This is a genomic window from Allomesorhizobium aridi, assembly GCF_043769475.1.
In the GTDB taxonomy this organism is placed as follows: Bacteria; Pseudomonadota; Alphaproteobacteria; order Rhizobiales; family Rhizobiaceae; genus Allomesorhizobium.
Genome location: NZ_CP171728.1, coordinates 263236 through 282059 on the forward strand (window position 1 = coordinate 263236; position 18824 = coordinate 282059).

At 60.1% G+C, this 18824-nt stretch carries 16 protein-coding genes and 2 pseudogenes; 8 read left to right on the top strand and 10 right to left on the bottom strand.

The genetic code is table 11. The features are described from left to right. Positions 1 to 191: 191 nt before the first annotated feature. The 3 genes from ACG873_RS01185 to ACG873_RS01195 all read right to left on the bottom strand — a co-directional run bounded on the left by ACG873_RS01185 (position 192) and on the right by ACG873_RS01195 (position 4183). Positions 192 to 1517, bottom strand: a complete 1326-nt coding sequence (locus tag ACG873_RS01185; protein ID WP_394885686.1) for an HlyD family type I secretion periplasmic adaptor subunit — start codon at positions 1515 to 1517, stop codon at positions 192 to 194. An 8-nt stretch (positions 1518 to 1525) separates the two neighbouring features. Continuing rightward, a complete protein-coding gene (locus tag ACG873_RS01190) occupies positions 1526 to 3280 on the bottom strand; it encodes a type I secretion system permease/ATPase (RefSeq protein WP_394885687.1) in 1755 nt (584 codons plus the stop codon). A 663-nt stretch (positions 3281 to 3943) separates the two neighbouring features. Next, positions 3944 to 4183 carry a hypothetical protein gene (locus tag ACG873_RS01195; RefSeq protein WP_394885688.1) on the bottom strand — a complete coding sequence of 80 codons (240 nt, stop codon included), beginning with the start codon at positions 4181 to 4183 and terminating at the stop codon, positions 3944 to 3946. A 214-nt stretch (positions 4184 to 4397) separates the two neighbouring features. Between ACG873_RS01195 and istA the strand changes: the two are divergent. Beyond that, positions 4398 to 5635: pseudogene (gene istA / locus ACG873_RS01200) on the top strand (IS21 family transposase); the annotation flags it as partial. A gap of 86 nt (positions 5636 to 5721) precedes the next feature. Here istA and ACG873_RS01205 read toward each other — a convergent pair. From ACG873_RS01205 to ACG873_RS01230, 6 genes and pseudogenes are all read right to left on the bottom strand, one after another. Beyond that, entirely contained in the window at positions 5722 to 6651 is a 930-nt protein-coding gene (locus ACG873_RS01205) for a PRC-barrel domain-containing protein (RefSeq protein ID WP_394885689.1), read from the bottom strand. Between the two features lie 718 nt (positions 6652 to 7369). After that, positions 7370 to 7699, bottom strand: coding sequence for a hypothetical protein (locus tag ACG873_RS01210; protein WP_394885690.1), 330 nt, complete (start codon positions 7697 to 7699; stop codon positions 7370 to 7372). A 447-nt stretch (positions 7700 to 8146) separates the two neighbouring features. After that, positions 8147 to 9016, bottom strand: a pseudogene (locus ACG873_RS01215) (SDR family oxidoreductase). Between the two features lie 227 nt (positions 9017 to 9243). Continuing rightward, complete coding sequence (locus ACG873_RS01220; protein ID WP_394885691.1) at positions 9244 to 9771, bottom strand: ferritin-like domain-containing protein; 528 nt, start codon at positions 9769 to 9771, stop codon at positions 9244 to 9246. Positions 9772 to 9848: 77 nt separating this feature from the next. Further along, positions 9849 to 10193 carry a hypothetical protein gene (locus tag ACG873_RS01225; protein WP_394885692.1) on the bottom strand — a complete coding sequence of 115 codons (345 nt, stop codon included), beginning with the start codon at positions 10191 to 10193 and terminating at the stop codon, positions 9849 to 9851. Continuing rightward, positions 10190 to 10438 carry a hypothetical protein gene (locus tag ACG873_RS01230; RefSeq protein ID WP_394885693.1) on the bottom strand — a complete coding sequence of 83 codons (249 nt, stop codon included), beginning with the start codon at positions 10436 to 10438 and terminating at the stop codon, positions 10190 to 10192. Before ACG873_RS01230 ends, ACG873_RS01225 begins: the two co-directional genes overlap by 4 nt. A 301-nt stretch (positions 10439 to 10739) precedes the next feature. On the opposite strand from ACG873_RS01230, the gene ACG873_RS01235 reads away from it, so the two are divergent. Further along, on the top strand, positions 10740 to 10916 hold the full coding sequence (locus ACG873_RS01235) for a hypothetical protein (protein ID WP_394885694.1): 177 nt from the start codon (positions 10740 to 10742) through the stop codon (positions 10914 to 10916). A 59-nt stretch (positions 10917 to 10975) separates the two neighbouring features. After that, positions 10976 to 11464, top strand: a complete 489-nt coding sequence (locus ACG873_RS01240; RefSeq protein WP_394885695.1) for an FMN-dependent NADH-azoreductase — start codon at positions 10976 to 10978, stop codon at positions 11462 to 11464. 321 nt (positions 11465 to 11785) lie between these two features. Here the strand turns inward: ACG873_RS01240 and ACG873_RS01245 are convergent, their stop codons facing one another. Further along, positions 11786 to 12232, bottom strand: a complete 447-nt coding sequence (locus tag ACG873_RS01245) for a hypothetical protein (RefSeq protein WP_394885696.1) — start codon at positions 12230 to 12232, stop codon at positions 11786 to 11788. 101 nt (positions 12233 to 12333) lie between these two features. Between ACG873_RS01245 and ACG873_RS01250 the strand changes: the two genes are divergently transcribed. The 5 genes from ACG873_RS01250 (at position 12334) to ACG873_RS01270 (ending at position 18775) form a co-directional block, all read left to right on the top strand. Beyond that, complete coding sequence (locus tag ACG873_RS01250; RefSeq protein ID WP_394885697.1) at positions 12334 to 12981, top strand: TetR/AcrR family transcriptional regulator; 648 nt, start codon at positions 12334 to 12336, stop codon at positions 12979 to 12981. A gap of 621 nt (positions 12982 to 13602) precedes the next feature. Continuing rightward, on the top strand, positions 13603 to 14832 hold the full coding sequence (locus ACG873_RS01255) for an acyltransferase family protein (protein ID WP_394885698.1): 1230 nt from the start codon (positions 13603 to 13605) through the stop codon (positions 14830 to 14832). A gap of 18 nt (positions 14833 to 14850) precedes the next feature. Further along, complete coding sequence (locus ACG873_RS01260) at positions 14851 to 15951, top strand: glycosyltransferase family 2 protein (protein WP_394885700.1); 1101 nt, start codon at positions 14851 to 14853, stop codon at positions 15949 to 15951. A 43-nt stretch (positions 15952 to 15994) separates the two neighbouring features. Beyond that, positions 15995 to 16969: a glycosyltransferase family 2 protein gene (locus ACG873_RS01265; RefSeq protein WP_394886143.1), complete on the top strand. Its 975-nt coding sequence runs from the start codon at positions 15995 to 15997 to the stop codon at positions 16967 to 16969. Between the two features lie 15 nt (positions 16970 to 16984). Further along, the gene (locus ACG873_RS01270) at positions 16985 to 18775 is read left to right on the top strand and encodes an ABC transporter ATP-binding protein (RefSeq protein WP_394885701.1); all 1791 of its coding nucleotides are present in this window, start codon (positions 16985 to 16987) and stop codon (positions 18773 to 18775) included. Positions 18776 to 18824 lie beyond the last annotated feature (49 nt).

The following is an 18824-nucleotide window of genomic DNA, read 5'->3' on the forward strand; positions in this document are numbered from 1 at the left end:
CGCAGGAACAATGGCTAGCGAACAAATCAGCTGTGGATAAGGCTCTGCGGGGATGAGGTTTGGGCGTCATGCCGACGGCCGGCCCGGGAAGAATCAACGTCCCGTCAGCCGATTCGGTGTTGTGAAAACTGCGAGAGCCGAGCAATGGCGTGACCATCAAGCCTATTGATTCAGCAGATGCGAACCGGTTCCTATTTTTCCCGGAAGGCGCGCTGGAATGAATCCATCAAGGGCTTCGACAAGTACGCCAGGAAGGTGCGTTCCCCGGTGGAAATGAACGTCTCGACGGGCATGCCGGGATAGACTTGCTCGGGCTTGACCTGCGGCGGAAGCTTGTCCGCCATTTTGAGACGCACCGTATAGTATGGCTGCCCGGTGTTGGGCGTAATGAGGCGGTCTGCGGAGATGTAGAACACCTTGCCCGGGATCTTGGGCGTGGAGCGGGCATCAAGCGCCGTGAACATCATGTCCGCGTCCTGCCCGATTCGTATGGAATCGATGTCCTGCGGTTTGATCTGGGCTTCGACGATCAGGTCGTCGGTGGTCGGGAGGAGTTCCATTGCGACCTCCCCTGCGCGGATGACGCTGCCCTCGGCATTATAGACGGATCGTACGACGATGCCGTCCACCGGCGCCCGGATCGTGGTTCGTTCGAGCACCGATCGGGTGGCGTTGATCTGCTCCTCCAGATCGGCGACCTGGGCGCGGGCCTTGTTGAGCTCAGCAACCGCGTCCTCGACCCGGCTCGTCGTCAGCCGCTCGATCTGCTGGCGCGCTTCAACGGTCTGGCTCACCGAACTCGCGATCTGAGCCTCAAGCGAGCCGGTCTGGCCGACGAGTTCGGCGACGCTGCGCAGGAGATCGGAATATTCCGATCGGTTGGTGAGCCCTTTTTGCAAAAGCCCCTTCTTCCGGCTGGCCTCTTCGTTGACGATCGCGAGTTGTTCTACCGCCGCCTTCTTTTGAGCCTCCAGTCCCGCGACGGAATCCTGCAGGGCAGCCACGCGCTGCTTCAGGATCTCCTGTTCCGCCTTGTGGCGCGCGAGCCGCGCCTGGAATTCCTTGTTCTGCTCGGCGAAGACATCGCGGAACTGCGAGGTGCTCGCATAGCTTTCCACGCCCTTTGGTAGGAGGATTGCCGCCAATCCATCACGCTCCGCCTCAAGCCGCGCCATCTCGGCTCGTTCAACGATCCATTGCTTGAGCACGCGGTTGAGCTGCGCCTGCGCCAGGGTTGGGTCGAGCAGGATCAGGGCCTGCCCCCGGCGAACCCGCTCGCCTTCCTTGAACATGATCTTGTGGATGACGCCGCCTTCGAGATGCTGGATCATGACGTTCTGACCGGCGGCCGCGACGACTCCCGGCGCAATTGTGGCACCCGCAAGCGGCGCCATCGCGGCCCACAATACGAAGGCGAGCAGGAACGCGGCCACGGCTGCTCCACCTGCCAATGTGATCTTCTCTGTGCGGGTATTGATGTGGTCCTGCCAGCGATAGATATTTGCCGTGCTTTGCATGGATCTGCTCATGTGCCGTGATTGACTGCCGCTGTCTTTGCGTCGGGGCGCGAGAACGGCACCACAGCCTCCCCGCCGGTGGCTTTTGGAGCCATCGGCCGCGGTCCTGCGCGGCGACCCTGTGCGAGCCGGTCAAGCACATCCTTCGCCGGGCCGTAGAGTTCAACCTGGCCGTCGCGCAACATCAGTATCCGGTCGCATTTGGCCGCGATGGACGGCCTATGCGTGATGATGAGAACCGTGGTTTTCCGGGCGCGCGCCTGGGCGATGGCGCGCTCCAGAGCCGCCTCGCCTTCGGAATCAAGGTTGGCATTTGGCTCGTCGAGGACCACGAGCCTGGGATCGCCATAGAAGGCGCGAGCAAGCCCGATACGCTGCCGCTCTCCGCCAGAAAGTCGCACGCCCATGGGTCCGATAACCGTGGAGTACCCGTCCCTTTGGGAAAGCACCATCTGGTGCGCCTGCGCGCGCGCGGCCGCCTGGATCACCTTCTCGTCGGCTGCATCGCGCTCAAAGCGCGCGATGTTCTGAGCAATCGTCCCAGGGAAGAGCTCAACCTCCTGCGGCAGATAGCCAATGCGCCGGCCCAAGGATTCGGCATCCCAGTTGCGGATATCGGCGCCGTCGAAACGCACTGCGCCGGAGCGTGGCTGGATGGCGCCAACAAGGAGGCGCGCCAGGGTGGATTTGCCCGCACGGCTCGGCCCGATGATGGCGACGGTCTCGCCCGCGGCCACGGCGAACGAAAGCCGCTTGATTAGGGGCAAGGCGCCGTCGCTCGCGCCCGGCACGTAATACACCAATTGTTCGCTTGTCAGCTTGCCCCTCGGAGATGGCAGCGCCACGGCGGGAACACGCCCCGGCTGACCACGGATGCCCGATACTCTTTTCCAGGCAATATTGGCTTCCACGATCTGGCGCCAGCTGCCGACTATTTGGTCAAGGGGCTGCAGCGCTCGGGCCGAGATCATCGACGCCGCGAATATCATCCCGGCTGTCATTTGCTCATTCAGCACGAGGTAAGCCCCGACTCCGAGGATCGCGACCTGCAGAACCGACCGTGCGGTGCGGGAGACCCCACCGTAGAATGTGTTGATTCGGGCGATGCGATCGGCGGCACGGACGGATCCGGAAAAGCGCTCTCCCCAGAATTCCAGCGCATTTGTCACCATTCCGAGGGCGCGGATGGTCTCGAAGTTTCGCGCAAAAGATTGCGCGGACGTCATTGATTCGGAAAGGTTTTCCCCCGCATCCTTGCCGTGACGTGAACTTGCGGCCTGATTGAGCAACGCGAGCGCGATCATCAGAACCGCGCCGATCACCGTGACCAAGAATAGCAGGGGGTGAATGAAAAACAGAAGGGCCACGAACAAAGGCCCGAAGGGGAGATCGAACAGGAAGTAGATCGTCCGCGACGCAATGAAGCTCCGCAGCGTGGCGAGATCCCGCAATGCCTGGATGTCGCCGAGTCCCGCGCGCGGCCCGTTCATGGCGGCGAGAAAGGATGGGCCGCCATACGCGACATCCAGCCGCGCAGCAAGCCGGCTGGCATATTCTCCACGCACGATCTCGAGCAGACCGAAACAAAGCAGCGCCGCGAGCGCCAGAACTGTCAGATAAAGGAGAGTATCCATGTTGTTTGCAGGCAGCACTCGGTCATAAACCTGAAGCATATAGATCGGCAGGACCAGCAGAAGGATATTCATGACCGCAGAGAACAGACCCATCTCGGTCAGAATCCGCGACAACACCGTTCTGTTCAAATATGCTGGCATGTCAAATAAGGTCTCCCAGAGATATTCGCGGGGTCGTCCCAGTGATCTTGTGGCGCTACCCAACCGACTGCGAACCATCGGCCGCGGTCCCAGTTAGGCACGACACGGCTTAGTCGACTCTGTTGAAGCAGATGAACGAAAACGCGCCGAGCACTGGGCTCGGGCACATTTTCCAGCCTTGGCGCGAGCAGATTTCCGCGGCAAACGCTCGCGCGCAGATGCGTAGGTGGTTTCTTTAGTCCCTCAATCGTCCCTCAACCAGGGCCGATGCTCTTGCCCTGGCGAGTTCGCGGCTTGGTGACAGCTGTTTTTGGTGATTCTGTGTCAGCGCAACAGAATCGGAGCCTCGTCGAATTGACGGGAGGTGAGGAAAACAGCCCCTTTGAAGCCGACCGCGTACCTCGCCTTTTTGGATGAGCGGGGGTCCTGTATCAAGGCCCGCTTTCGGCTTCTGCCGAAAGCGCCGGCGCTGAACGCGCCAGGCCCCTCCCGAATAAGGATCAGGCGCCGTTCTTACGCAAGACAGATGGATCATCGCTGGCGCCAGCGGTCCCGGCAATGCTCGCAATCCTCATTGGCCGTTATCCCCAATCTCGCGCGGCCTGATGGCGGCTATGACGCTCGCCGAAGGCATGCGCGTCACGCCACACCTCAATCCCGCTTCCGGATTTGTCGATCCATGGAATTCAAGTCGACTGCGGCTTTGATGATGTCCCACATATCGTCAGCCGAACGCAGGATGAGCGGCCAATCCATGAAGGTTTCCATGTAGCCGTCAGTCTTGATCTCATGGCTGAAATTGGCAAAGACGCGCTCCGCCGTTTTGTTGCCACCTGGTGTGCAAAATGTCTTCTGTGGATGGCTCCCGCGTTGCAAAAGGTAATACGACATTTTGGCTCATTGGTCGGGTGCAGTTTTCTGTCCGGCTTGTTGATGCAGCTATATGGAGCTGCTGGCCCTGATGGGGTCGGCGAACTGGGTCCCAATCTGTGATTTTTCGTGGAATGAGGACCCTGTTTGAGGGGTGATTTTCGTCCAAACGGGACCCCTTAACGTGGGGTCATCAAGATGCCTTCCGGTTTGATCGGAGGCATTTGTGTTTTGGATGTTGGTTGTGGAGACGATTGCAAAGATACGCCGGCTGTCGCTGGTGCAGGGGAAGTCGATCAAGGCGATCTGCCGGGAATTGGGAATCTCCCGGAAGGTGGTGCGCAAGGTCCTGCGTTCGAGCGAGACGGAGTTCCGCTACGAGCGCAAGCATCAACCTTATCCCCGGATGGGAGCCTGGCGTGTGAAGCTGGATCTGCTGCTGTCGGCGAATGCGTCGAAGCCTCAGCGTGAGCGGCTGACGCTGATCCGCATCTTCGAGGAGCTTCGCGGCCTCGGCTATGACGGCAGCTACAGTTCGGTGCGGCGGCATGCGCAGGACTGGGATGAGCAACGCGGCAGCGCCGCGGCCGAGGCCTACATTCCGCTGAGCTTCGCACCGGGTGAGGCCTACCAATTCGACTGGAGCCACGACGTTGTCCTGCTGGACGGCGTGACGGTGACCGTGAAGGTTGCCCATATGCGGCTCTGTCACAGCCGCATGTTCTTCGTTCGGGCCTATCCCCGCGAGACGCAGGAGATGGTGTTTGACGCCCATGATCGGGCGTTCGCCTTCTTCCGCGGAGCGTGCACGCGCGGCATCTACGACAATATGAAGACGGCGGTGGACGCGATCTTCATCGGCAGGGATCGCCGCTACAACCGCGGCTTTGCGCAGATGTGCGGGCATTACCTTGTCGAGCCGGAGGCATGCACGCCGGCGTCGGGTTGGGAGAAGGGCCAGGTCGAGAACCAGGTGGGACTGGTGCGCGAGCGCTTCTTCACGCCGAGGCTACGCTTCAAGACGTTGGAGGATCTGAACGGCTGGCTGGCCGACAAATGCGTCGCCTATGCCAAGGCGCATCGGCATCCCGAGCAGGGCGATCGCACGGTCTGGGAGGTGTTCGAGGAGGAGCGGGCCAGCTTCATCCCCTATGCCGGGCGCTTCGACGGCTTCCACTGCGTTCCCGCCTCGGTGTCGAAGGCCTGCACGGTGCGCTTCGACAACAACAAATACTCGGTGCTGTCGAGCGCGTCGGCCGCCCGGTCGAGATCCATGCCTATGCCGATCGGAGCGTCATCCGCCAGGATGGTGCGGTGGTCGGCGAACATGCCCGCTGCTTCGGCCGCAACGAGGTGATCTACGATCCCTGGCACTACGTGCCGGTTCTGGCCCGCAAGCCCGGCGGACTACGCAACGGCGCACCATTCCGTGGCTGGGTTCTACCGGCGGCCATGGAGAAGGTGCGTCGCAAGAAGCCCGTTTGTCCCTACCTGGCAAAAACCCGCGCCGGAGTCAGCGCGGGTTTTTCACGGCGACTGCGGAGGACGCGACCGAGTTACTACCTCATGATCAAGCGCTGCTCGTCACGATTCTCGGCATAGTTGCTTTCGTCATAAGCAGGCTGCGCTTCGAGCTGCTCCTTGGTGAAATTGGTGTAAAGGTACTTGTTGCCGTCCTTGTCGGCCATGAACGACAGCTTGTCCATTCCGACGGCAACTTCCTTTTCGCCAACGCCGAGGAAACCGCCGACGTCGATAATGATCGCGTCGACCTTGCCGTCCTGCGACATCACCACCTCGCCGATCTCACCGATATTCTGGTCGTTAGCACCATAAACCGTGGTGCCGACCAGGTCTTCCGAGCGAAGAAGCTCGCCCGCGGGCACTTCGGTCAAGGTCGACCTGTCTATCGCACCCGTTGTCGTCTGATCAGCGCCGGTCGCGTTCGAATCGGATGGTGCGGCCGCCGTTTGGTCGGCAGGAGCCGCCGGTGCAGCCGCCGTGCTGTCATCTGCCGGAGCCTTAGGAGCGGTCGCAGTCTGCTCGTCAGCAGGAGCTGCTGCGGTCTGGTCATCGGCAGGGGCTGCTGGCGCTGTTGCGGTCGCATCGGGCGCCGGTGCAGGCGCGGTCGCCGTCGTGTCAGTTCCGGTAGCCGGAGCAGGTTCTGTACCTGCTGTCGTCGCCGGGGCAGGTTCATAAGCATTGGGATCGAACTCTGCCTGGGCTTCGAGCTGTTCCCTGGTTGTCGGGACCACGAGCCAGCGGTCGCCATCTCTTTCTGCCCAGTCGACTTCCGAATAGTTCACGGCGACGTTCTTTTCGCCGATTTCGAGGAAGCCGCCAACGCCGAGCACGACGGATTCTATCTTGCCATCCGCGCCGATCACGATGTCGTTCACTTCGCCGATGTTTTCAGCGTCATCACCGGTGCCATTGTAGACGGTTTCGCCGATGATGTTGGTGGCGAGATAGCCATCGGCACGGGCCACGGAGCAGCATCCTGCGCCGCCGGCGCGGGCGAAGCAGGCGCCGGAGCGGTTGTGTCCTGGGCATAGGCTGCCGTCGACAACAAAGTGGCGACGGCGGTTGTAGCCAAAAGATTGCGTATCATCGTATACTCTCCTTTGCTTGAAACTGGATGAACAACTGCCGCACCTCACCGGAACCATCGCAGGAAAGGCCGGGCGCGGCTTCACATCAAAACGTCGCGATTCTCGTCTAGTTCCGCATCGTTACTTTCGACAACCCAATTAATTGAACGCGACCGACACCTCGAATTCTACGGGCCTTGCCATCGGCTGATAACAGAACGATGCATGCCTCGCATGGCGCATCCGTTGCGCCGGGCCGGGATCTATCACTACGCTCCGTAGGCCGCGTTAAGGCGGCGCGGCAGGATCAAGTGTGGTTCCTTGTGACCAGCCAACGTCTGCATCTGCAGGTGCTGATTTCGGCTCATGTCATGTCATGACGGCCTCGCACCAGAGTGCAGTGTGGAACTGAACAGCGGAGGTCTTCCTGGATCGTCAACTTCTGGATGCGTCACAACGTCGAGCCCGTCCAAGCTCCGTCCAAGGCTTTACGGGAAACCAGGTTTGCGCCTTGGCGGCAAAGGCCGGCGGCAGACGGTCGAACTCGTCGGCCGCGCAAGGTCTCTAGGAAAAACGCTACCACTTCTTCATGTAACTTCTTCATGTAACGCCGTCGTCATTGCTGCGCTTCCTCCATGGCCTTCCTGTTACCAATCAACCGCTCGGCGGTGGCAAAAGCACGCTGCCATTTTTCCAGCTCCCCCGGCGGCAAGGGCTCGTCCAACGGCATTAGTTCCTCAAACGCCGAGCACCAGGTGATGTTGAACGCACATGGGAGGAGATCGGCGAATCGCAGCTCCCGGCCGAAGCGTCTCCGGATCGCTTCCTGCGCACACGCCTTGCACAGCGTTTCATTCTTCCGCGCTATCTGTCGCCAGATGGCATCCTTCAGCATCGGCGCCACTTCGTCCGGTTCATTCCCGCAACGATCGCAGAGAATGTTCATCGCGGCTCCTCGATGAGCTCGGCCGCGCAGCAAGCGACGTTCGAACGCCCGGCCAAGGCCGAGGAACGGGAATTGCGCGGAAGGCGCTCCACTTCCAGGCGTATCGAGTCGCTGCAATTCACGGTCGCCATTTAACCTCTTTAGCAGCGGTTTTCATAAACCAGCTGCCGTTCGCATTCCGGCCCCGGGGTCGGTTTCCGGGACGCCGAAGCGGTTTGAAGCGAATCGGCGCCATGGCCATGTCATTGCCCATAGCCGCGGTCGTTCAGTTTTACCTAAACGCCTGTTCGAGCCGACGGTTTCGTTGGTGAGCTGCTTAGCTTTCCAGAACGCGCAGGCGCCTATGGTCGGCACGTCGCCTCGTTGCCCGCAGCATTCCGCCATGAAGGCGGGACGGCTATTGCACGAAGGGGCGGGCCTGCGGATCTCGCTATGCTCAAGGTTCGCCTAAATCGTTGGGCGGCCGCCCGTGATCTCATATAGGGCCCCCGTCGTGTAGCTGGACTGTTGAGAGGCCAGCAGGACGAAAGTCGCTGCGAGCTCCGCCGGTTGCCCTGGCCGTCCTAGTGGCGTGTTCTTACCGAAGTTCGTGACTTTCTCGGCAGGCATGGTCGAAGGGATCACGGGCGTCCAGATCGGGCCAGGAGCAATCGCGTTGACGCGTATACCCTTTCCGGCGACGAGACCGGCCAATCCCGCCGTAAAGTTGGCGATCGCGCCCTTGGTCGTTGCTTAGGCAAGCAAGCTGGGCGACGGGTCCGTCGCGTTAATCGACGACGTGTTGATGATCGCGCTGCCGGGCTTCATACGCGGGATCGCCGCTTTGCAAAGATAGAACGTGGCGTAGATGTTCGTCCGAAACGTCTCGTCCCATTCCTCGGAGCTTATCTCCTGGATGTCCTTGAACGTGGCCTGATGTGCCGCATTGTTGACGAGGACATCGAGACGGCCGAACTCGCTGAGTGCGTGCTCGACAAGCGCTTTGCAGTGGTTCTCGTCTCTGATGTCGCCCGCAACGAGGATGGCCCGTCTTCCGGCCTTCTCAATCCAGCGAGCGGTTTCAGCCGCGTCTTCGTCCTCATTGAGGTAAGAAATGAGCACATCGGCGCCCTCTCGGGCGAAGGCGATTGCGGCCGCTCGGCCGATGCCGGAATCACCGCCTGTGATGACGGTGGCACAGCCCTCGAGCTTGCCGCTTCACTTATAGCTCTCCTCGCCGTGGTCGGGACGTGGCGTCATTTTGCCGGTGTAGCCGGAAATATCCTGGCTTTGCTCCGGAAAAGGAGGTTTCGGAAAGTCGGGGGTAGGTTGCGGCATTGCTGTTTCTCCTGCTTTTACGTGGGCCAAACAGCCATATCTGAGTAAGGTTCCGCTTTGCGTCATCGACCGCTGGGCCTACATGACGGGTGCGACATCGCTTTCTCCGGCCGTTGTGTTTAGTTATCCACCTTAAGTGCCCCTGACGCTTGGTCCGAGCCTGGGCGTCGGTGAAAGGAGGGCCCCGGCGATAATCTGCCAGGGCCAACCCGCTCCGCCCAAAGCGGTTACGCGGCTTGTTGCAATGCGCGTTCGTTCACACCGCCCTCGCCAAGAGCGGAGAGCGCTTCGTCCGTTGCTGTTTCTTCATTGAGCGTGGCTTTCAAGAGTTCCACCGCTTCGGGCTTTCCAAGCTGTTCCGCCCACGCGATGAGGGTTCCATAGCGGGCGATCTCGTAATGCTCGACCGCCTGGGCCGCTGCCACTAGGCCAGCGTCCAGGGCTGGAGCGCCCCTATACTCTTCGAGGATCTCCGAACCTTCTTCGAGGATGCCGTCAATGGCCGGACAGGTCTTGCCACGGGCGGACTTGCCAAAGAGTTCGAACACCTGGTCGAGCCGTTCAACCTGGCCCTCGGTCTCGGCGCGGTGTTTCTCGAACGCCGCAGTCACCTCTTCCGATTCCGCGCCCTTCGCCATTTTCGGCAAGGCCCTCAAGATCTTCTTCTCGGCGTAATACAGGTCCTTCAAGCCATCGAGGAAGAGGTCTTCAAGGCCCTTCGTTTCCGCTTTTGCGGCCTTCTTCGTGGTTGCCATTGTGTCGTCTCCGGGTTGGTAGCAGCCTCGCCATGTCGGAGGCTGCTGATAACCCGCCGCTCCAAGACTTGTTCCCATCATTTCGGGGTATCAGGCGGTCGGCCGTCCATCAACTTCCCGATGCCCTTCTCCAGGGGGCCGACTTCCTCCTCTACCTCTTCAAGCTTGACCCGCGCCGACCTTGCGTCTTTGCGGAACGTCTTGGCCAGGTCAGGTGCCAACCTCTGCGGCTCGCCAAGGATGCGCGGCTTATAGATATGCTCCTTCGCCCATTGGCGAATGAAGGCCAGGCCCTTGAAGCTCATGCGGTGTTCCCCTTTCGACGCCGCCAACGTCAGCTCGTCGGTGATCGCTTGCTCAACGTCGACTACGACCTCTTCCAGCTCTTCGAGCGGAACGCCCGCTTTCTTGGCGTCTGTCACGCATTTTTCGCGAGCACTTTGGCGACTTTTGCGTTTGGTTTTCCAACGTGCTTCGCATCTACGTTCTCATCCAGCCACTGGTCCATAAAGTCCTCTGCACGATCGCGCATCAACGTCCTCTCCGAGCAATTCACCGAGGCGGAAAACGCGCTGCCGTCAAAAAGGATGCAGTCAAATTCAGGGCTGAGCGAAAAGCGCCGGCGCCCAACAGCCTGGACATCTTCGGTTTTAATTGACGTGGACACCTTTCTCCGCGGAACCAGTGATTTCTGCGGCTCTCCGCTGATTTGGCGGGTTTCTTGTCCACGTGTCGTCTGGCGGTGGGAAAATCCTCCTATTCCAATAGGAGGCCCACATGGAATCACAGCTTGCTCTAATTTCAATCGCAGCGGTCACAGTGCTTAGCGGTGGAGCGGCCGCTATAATCACTCTCACCGTCGATGTCCGTAGCAGGCCAGGCATACAGAGCCTGGTAGAAGGCTTGATGCGGATCGCGATACTCGGCGCAGGGGCGCTTGTCGCGCTGACGGATGGGGGAAGCCAATTATGCGTATAGCGTCGCTCGTTGCCTTCGTGCTGGCAGCCTACGCGCACTGGCGGCCTTCGCTGCCGGCGTGTGTCGCTGCCGCGGCGGCGAACATGGTGGCCGTCTATTTCTTCTGGCCGGGCGCGTGCACCGGGCCGGTCACGGTAGTTTTGTACGCTTGGAACAATCCGCGCTAAGCGGAATTGGGAGGCGGGAACCCTGGGCGAGGTAGAGGGCCGAAGCGTGCCCATCCGTCGTGTGCGCTTCGGCTCTCCCCTCAGACCTTTTTGCACCCCCGGTAATTACGTGGTGGTTTGGTAAGGCACTCGGAGCGAACCTGGCGGCTGATCTCATCGACGAACTGAGGGCTGCGGACACCATCGTCATCGGCGCGCCTATGTACAATTTCGGCATGGCGTCGACCCTGAAGGCCTGGTTCGACCACGTGCTGCGGGCGGGCGTCACATTCCGCTACAGCGAGGCAGGACCGGAAGGCCTGCTCACCGGCAAACTCGCAATCGTCGTCGTGACTCGGGGCGGCCTCTACAGCGAAGGTCCGGCGCAGGTGATGAATTCCCAGGAGCCGCATCTGCGAAGTCTCCTTGGTGTCATCGGAATCACCGATGTCACTTTCGTCCGGGCGGAGAAGCTGGCCTTTGGGCCCAAAGCCCGAGAACAGGCCATCGAGGCAGCACGCGCACAGCTTGGACAGACGGTCCGGGACCAATACCTTCAAGCGGCTTGACGTTCTCAGTCAACTCCGCGGGTTCGTTGTGGCGGGCCGATAGCATTGGAAGTGATCGGTTCCGACTACGGGTCGGTACCGGTGAAGCGGGCACTCGCCTTCGCGCAAAGGCTCGAGTCGATCGCGATTGAGACGTAGAACGCTCATCGCGGTATAATCCGAGCCGATGCCCGGCCGGGTCGGTTGCGCCACAAGCCGACCTTGCTGACACTGCTCGTCAGCCGACGTTCACGCGAGGGCAGAAGTTCGAGCCCACGCCGACGTTCCGCCTGTCGAGGATCGATCCGGTTTCACGCCCTTTCCGGCGCAACAGCCCATCGGCTATTTTGTCGTCACCGTCACCACGGCGGTAACAGGTTGGCCGTCCACAAGAATGGGCTGGTGATGATCATCCGCAAGGAGGACGCCGATCACGTGCTTGCCGGCGGCATCCGGACAATGGCCGAAACGAGCCTTGATAACGTCGCCGCCAACGTCGCTGTTCATGCTGTTGTACGGCTTGCCGGGGATGTTGCAGGCGTCGCCGTTCGGATCGATCTTCATATGCACATGGCCGCATTGGCGGTTGTCGCCGCATTCACCCGTAGGGAGCAGCGTAAAGTTGCTTCTAACAACGACGCCTATCGCCTTCTCAGAATCGTTGCCGAGTTCGATGACCGAACCGCCCTTCGGCCAGACGATTTCCAAGGTGGGCCGGTCTTGGGCCGGGGCCGATCCAAGCGACAATAAGAAGAAAGCAAGGCCAGTCGTTGCGACGATGCGAAGCATGGGAACCTCCGTTGATATGTAATCGTTGATTACATTCGGCGCGCTCAGGCGCAAGTAAATAATCAGTGATCACATCGTGGCCTCGTGCTATTTGAGAGGGTATGACCAAGAATACGGATGCGGGCGAAGCCAGCCACCCCAAGCGTTATCATCACGGCAATCTGGTCGAGGCCTTGGTCTCTGCAACCGTGGAAATCATCAAGGAACGCGGGGCGGAGCATGTGTCTGTGCGCGAGGCCGCAAAGCGTGCCGGTGTTTCACCCGGCGCGCCATTCCGGCATTTTCGATCGAAAACAGCACTGCTGACCGCAGTCGCCGAACAGGCCATGGACCGGCTGACAGAGGCCGTCGCCACGGCACACTCGAAAGTCGACAGCTCGGATCCAATTGTGGCGCTCGAAGCCATCGGACAAGGCTATCTGGAATGGGCGATTGCCAATCCCACGCATTTCCAGATCATCAGTTCGCGAACGCTGATCGATTTCGATGCGTCGGATAGTCTTCGCGATCAGAATGAAGCCATTCGCCGGAAGATGATCGACCTGCTGACCCAAGCGCAACTACAGGGCCGGCTTGCTCCGGGCGCGGACTTCGATCATCTGGTGCTTGCCGCTCGTGCACTTGTCTATGGGTTGGCACGCATGGCGATTGACGGTCATTTTCCGGAGTGGCTTTCGTCCGAGCCGCCATCCCTCGCCGTGCAGAGGGCGCTCCGTCTTTTCATGAGCCAGATGACCTCCAAAACGTGATCTCGGGAGAACCCGAAAGGGTCTCCGAGATCGCGGACAGGACCGTTTCTCACAGCCTGCACCCAATCCATTTGCGGCTCGCGATGCCAAGGATTCGTGGCCGTTCGCCGCGAGATATCGGGCGGTGGTCGAATTGTAGAAGGCCCGCGTTGTCCGGCGGCAGCTGCTTCCCGCTCCACACGACACTGGAGAGTACCGTTTGCTATTTAGACATCGAAGTCGATGACGCGTTCGCGCTCTCTCTCTCTCTCTCTCTCTCTCTCTCTCTCTCGGCCCTCATTGGGCAATACGACACTCAAACCGCGACGAATTTATCTGCCGATGCAACTCAGGTACTTGGAAGTAAACTGCCATAATTTGAGATCTGTTTGAAAGGCTACTTTACCTGACAACTAAAATAAACGGTCATTTCCTGCTGTTACAAAATATTATCTGAGAGAACCAAACCCGGTAACTCCTGCCTAAGCCGCGCCATATTTACCCCTGTAATCACAATTTCGGGGGACTTAGGCGGGATGTTAGCTGTTGGGATACTTTGCCTGCTAAAGGGGCAGTTGATGAATTGTGCGTCAAATTTGCTGATTTCGAGCTTTCAGGCCAGCCCGGCGGGTGTTTGACCGAATGCCTAGCGCCGAAGGCGGCAAGTCGATATTGCACGGGCGGGATCGGCAGCTCGACGCGCTGCGGGCGCTCGCGGTGTCGATGGTGCTGTATGCGCATTTTTTCGATTCGGACGGTTCAAACTGGGGCCACCTCGGCGTACGCCTGTTTTTCGTCCTAAGCGGCTTCCTGATCACGCGTCTGCTGCTGGAGGCGCGATCGGCCGGGGAGTTCAAGCCCGCTACCGCACTGAAGGCATTCTATTCCCGCCGCGCGCTGCGGATTTTTCCGCCTTATTTTGCAGTGTTGGCTTTCGTCTGGCTGGCCGGCCTTGAGCAATCCCGCGTCGTGCTGACCTGGCACGGCCTTTATCTGTCCAACTACTGGTACGCGCTACGCGACGCCTGGGATCCGTGGGTTCTGTGCCATACCTGGAGCCTGAGCATCGAGGAGCAGTTTTACATCGTCTGGCCGCTCGTCATCCTGTTTGCGCCGCGCCAGTCGATCGAACGCATTTGCATAGGCGTCATCGCTTTTTCCCTGGCTTACCGCTTCTATTGGCCGCTCACCGGTACGCCCTCTCTCGCGCGCGACTTGCTTCCGCCTGCATCCATGGATGCGCTCGCAGCCGGCGCTCTGCTCGCCGCCTATCGATCGAGAAGTGCGGTCTGGCCACTTTGGATGAGGCTAGGCTGGTTGCCGCTCGCTTGCGCGTTCCTGGTTGCTCACTGGCTTTCTCCTTCGCCGGTGACGCCGCAGCAGGCGTGGGCGCTTTGGATCGCGTCGGAAGTTCTGCCGCTGCTGCCGCTGGTGATGCTCGTCGGCTGCTGCTCGTCCGGAGTTGGCGGTTCCGTTGGTCGGATCGCCGAATTGCCGCTGCTGACCGGGTTGGGACGCATCAGCTACGGCGTCTACTTGTTCCATCCGATTGCCCTGTCGCTGGTGGTAAAGGCCCAGCCCTGGATCCCGGTCAATGTCTCCAGCCAGGGCGCGGGCAGGCTTCTGGTTGCCGGAACTGCCACTCTGATTGTTGCTTTGATTTCGTGGCTGCTCTTCGAGAGGCCCATCAACGCCCTGAAACGCTACTTTCCCTACGTTCCGTTACCCCAGAGCAACGCCGCCCTAGCGGGTCGTGCCGGAGCGCCTCGCTCCGCTGGATTGCTTGCACAGAGGGCCAGCGCTGGAAAATCAACTTCCGTCATCGAGCCGGCTGACAGCCGTCAAGAAGTTCGGGTTTCAAACATCCACTGAACTGATCCGAGCGCGACAATGTCCTCACCTTTGGTTTCCGTATTGCTCCCGGTCTACAACGCCGAACGCTACCTTGTCGCAGCGATCGAGAGCATTCTGCGCCAGGACTACCCGCACCTGGAACTCATCGCCATCGATGACGGATCTACGGACAACTCGCTCGCAATCCTGGAGCGGTACCGCAAGACTGACGATCGCATCACCGTCGTCTCGCGTGAGAATCGCGGGCTCATCGCGACCCTGAATGAGGGGCTCGCAATGGCACGCGGCGATCTCGTTGCCAGGATGGACGCGGATGACATTGCCTATCCAACACGCCTGTCCCGGCAAGTGGCATTATTCGACCAACAGCCGCAGCTCGCCATTTGCAGCACGGGTGTCGACAGGCTCCTGGGCCGCCGCATCCTGAGCGGCGCCCCCGATCCGATCTACTGGCAATGCAGCCTGCGCATATTGTCGAACTTCTTCACCATCTTCATGCATCCCACCGTCGTCTATAACCGGCGGGTCATCCCGCAGGACGTGCTCTTCTACGATGCAAGCTACGTCCATGCGGAGGACTTCGATCTTTTCAGGCGAATTACCGAGCGGTTTGAGGCGGCAATGATCGCCGATAGCCTGCTTGCTTACCGCATCCACGGCGAGAGCGTCACCAACAAACACAAACGCCCGATGCGCCGGACGCATCTGAAGATTGTCGTCGAGAACCTTACCAGAGAGGCGCTCGTCGCCGACGCCGACGTGCTGCTCGACATCGGCAAAGCCGTGAACATGGACACGGTTCGGAGCGCGGCCGAAACCATTCTCGCGCTTGGAGGGCGCATTTCCGCCCAACCTCCCGAAACAAGGCCAAGTTATGAGGAAGGCGCTTTGAACCTGTTCTACTTTCTCTACCGGATGATAGGGGACGAACAGCCGCAACTCACGCATGAATTCCTGAACCGAACGGCCAAGTGGGGAAAGATCCGCCGGCGTGAACGCTATGGCCTGCGCATCAGCGCATTGGCGCCGCAGCTGAGCCGCCTTTCAATCGCGGCAAACAAGCGTGTCGACGGGATAGCGCGACATTGGCAATCTATCCCCGCGTCAGCCATTCTGCAACACCAACGGTCGACCTAGCATGTCCCGATCCACCAACCCGACAGGCGGCTCGGTCTTGCAAATGGCTGCTATTGCTGATCCCGCGGTCGCCGGGCAGGCCCCACCTCGGGCAAGCTTCATAGTTTGCACGCGCAACCGGGCAGCCGCGTTGGAGGCATGCATCAAATCCATCCAGATTGCCTGCCAATCATATGCGGTTTGTTCAGCCGAACTTTTGGTGGTCGACAATGGCTCCACTGACGATAGCCTGGAGCGCCTTGCGCGCATCGCCGAAAGGTCGAACCTTGCGATAACGATTGTTTATGAGCCAAGGCCTGGACTGTCGGCCGCGCGCAATGCCGGATTTGAGCGAGCGCGGGGCCAAGTTTTGATATTCGTCGACGACGATTGCGAAGTCCATCGCAACTATCTTCGCGACCTGGACCGGCACTACGCAACTGGCGAGGCCTGTATCAGGGGTGGCCGCGTCGAGCTTGGAAATTTGGAAGACCTGCCGTTCACGATAAAGCGTTTGCCAACACGCGAGCGACTTGAGCGGATCATGCCCCCGGGCGGTTTTGTCCTTGGCTGCAACATGACGATGACGCGCGAAGTAGCCATTAAGGTGGGCCGTTTCGACGAACGGTTCGGCGTCGGAGGACCTCTGCGCTCGGCAGAGGACACCGACTATCTGGTGCGCGCATTCCTGCTGGGGATCCCCGTCGAATATGTGCCCGACATGACGGTGTTCCATCATCACGGGCGTGGTCTTCGCCATGAAGTCGAAGCGCTCCACCGGAACTACAGCTTCGGCAATGGAGGGCTTTACCTGAAGCACATTCGACACGCGCCCTGGCTGCTGCGCCATTTTTATTGGGCGGTGAAATCGGCATGCCGGGAGCTTGTCGGTGGGCCGCCGTTCGATCCCGAATTGCGTCTTTCCCACTGGCCGATCGTATTTATGAACTTGCTGGGAGCGGCTCAGTATACGCGCCTGTCGTTGACGAAGCCCTCGCGGCACAGCGAAGTGCGGCGGCCCCAACAGGCAGCGACCTAGAAGGCGAGATACGTCATGCTACGGCCCAAATCACCAGGACTGCCGACGCTCCGTAAAACGTTAGGACCGCAACTGCGCCTGCTTCCGCTCGTGGTCATTCTTGGCCTTACCAGTGCCGCGCTCGAAGGCGTCGGCATCGGCCTGATCATCCCCATGCTGAGCATCATCGCTGGCCAAGGGGATACACCCGACATGGGCGGCATCTCCGCAGCATTCCAGCAGGTCGGTTCGGGTCTGGGCGATGGGCAGAGGCTGCTATTCATTTCCGCCATCATCCTCGCCCTGATCACATTGAAGAATGTCCTGGCATTCTCAAACACGGTCCTCACCACCTTCATCTATGGCAAGGCGAGCCATTCCATACGAAGTGCGTTATCGGAACAGCTCCTGAAGGTCGGATTCCCATTTTTTCTTCAGCAAAGCCCCGGACGGCTGCTGAACATCATCTCCAACGAATCCTGGCGCGCGTCGGACGCAATCCAGACAGCCCTGGCTGCCATGGTCAATATGTCGGCCGCCGTCATTCTGCTGGCCTTCCTTCTCTTCCTGTCCTGGGAGATGACGTTGCTGGTGGCTCTCGGGGTGGCCTTGGTACAATTGGCGCATGCAGCGCTCTCCGCAGGCTTAAGGGCACCCAGCCGCAGCGTCACTTCGCGCAACAGCGAGCTTGCCTCGCGCATGCTTCATCTTGTGCACGCGGGACGGCTTATCCGCATTTTCGGGCAGGAAGCAAAGGAACAGGCCGTATTTGACGCCGCGTCGGATGCTGTTCGAAAGGCGGGGCTCGTCCTGCAGGTGCGTCAGGGCGCATTGCCGCCGCTCACCGAGGTGCTCCATGCCGTCCTCTTCCTGGGTGCGGTTGTAGGGGCATGGCATGCCGGCGTCAGTTTTCCGGTAATCGTCGCCTTCGTGGTTCTGCTCTACAGATTGCAACCGCACATGCGTGCCTTGCAGATGTCCTGGAGCCAGCTTCAAGGATGGAGCGGGTCGCTCGAGGAGGTCCGGTGGCTGTTGGACCCCTCCGACAAGCCGCAACCACCCCAAGGCGCCGCAGCCTTTCGCGGCCTTTCACGGCAGTTGAAATTTGACGACGTGACGTTCAGATATCCCGGCTCGGAGTCCGGCGCGGCGGTATTGCGCTCGGCGCGCTTTGAAATCCGCAGCGGCCGCTCCACTGCGATCATCGGCCGATCGGGCGCGGGCAAGACGACAATCGTCAACCTTCTATGCCGATTTGTGGAACCGGATGAAGGTGTGATCCTTGTCGATGGCAAACCGCTGAACGAAATTGACCCGACCCAATGGCGAAGCCGGATCGCGCTGGCCAGCCAGGACCTGGAACTGGTGGACGGCACCATTCTGGACAACATCGCCTATGGTCATGACCTAGCCACCGTTGCCGACGCGCAGCGCGCTGCTAAGCTGGCCGAGGCGGACGAATTCATCCTGAATTTGCCCCAAGGATATCAAACAATCGTCGGCTACCGAGGTGCCAACCTGTCGGCCGGACAACGGCAGCGGATCGCCCTTGCCAGAGCCTTGGCGCGCGACCCCGATGTGCTCATCCTGGACGAGGCTACCAACGCCGTGGATGGCCTCTCGGAGGCTGCCATCGTCGAGACACTGAAGTTGAGAGCGAACCGGCGCACGACGATCGTCATCAGCCATCATCGCAGCACGATTTCGTTCTGCGATGATGTCGTCATCCTTAGCGGCGGTCGTATAAAGAGCGCAGCATCATTGGCCAAGCTGGAGTCGTTAAGTATGGACGAACTCTATGAGCACGACACATTCGACCCAAGCTGATTCACTAGGAAGAGGCGGAGTTCATCCAGCCTGAACCGACTCAACGTCG

Bases quoted from the DNA above. Each gene is read 5' to 3' on its own strand.
- ACG873_RS01255 (WP_394885698.1), top strand. From the start codon at position 13,603: ATGCCTAGCGCCGAAGGCGGCAAGTCGATATTGCACGGGCGGGATCGG.
- ACG873_RS01265 (WP_394886143.1), top strand. From the start codon at position 15,995: ATGGCTGCTATTGCTGATCCCGCGGTCGCCGGGCAGGCCCCACCTCGG.
- ACG873_RS01195 (WP_394885688.1), bottom strand. From the start codon at position 4,183: ATGTCGTATTACCTTTTGCAACGCGGGAGCCATCCACAGAAGACATTT.
- ACG873_RS01235 (WP_394885694.1), top strand. From the start codon at position 10,740: ATGCGTATAGCGTCGCTCGTTGCCTTCGTGCTGGCAGCCTACGCGCAC.
- ACG873_RS01250 (WP_394885697.1), top strand. From the start codon at position 12,334: ATGACCAAGAATACGGATGCGGGCGAAGCCAGCCACCCCAAGCGTTAT.
- ACG873_RS01270 (WP_394885701.1), top strand. From the start codon at position 16,985: ATGCTACGGCCCAAATCACCAGGACTGCCGACGCTCCGTAAAACGTTA.
- ACG873_RS01260 (WP_394885700.1), top strand. From the start codon at position 14,851: ATGTCCTCACCTTTGGTTTCCGTATTGCTCCCGGTCTACAACGCCGAA.
- ACG873_RS01220 (WP_394885691.1), bottom strand. From the start codon at position 9,771: ATGGCAACCACGAAGAAGGCCGCAAAAGCGGAAACGAAGGGCCTTGAA.
- ACG873_RS01185 (WP_394885686.1), bottom strand. From the start codon at position 1,517: ATGCAAAGCACGGCAAATATCTATCGCTGGCAGGACCACATCAATACC.
- ACG873_RS01210 (WP_394885690.1), bottom strand. From the start codon at position 7,699: ATGAACATTCTCTGCGATCGTTGCGGGAATGAACCGGACGAAGTGGCG.
- ACG873_RS01245 (WP_394885696.1), bottom strand. From the start codon at position 12,232: ATGCTTCGCATCGTCGCAACGACTGGCCTTGCTTTCTTCTTATTGTCG.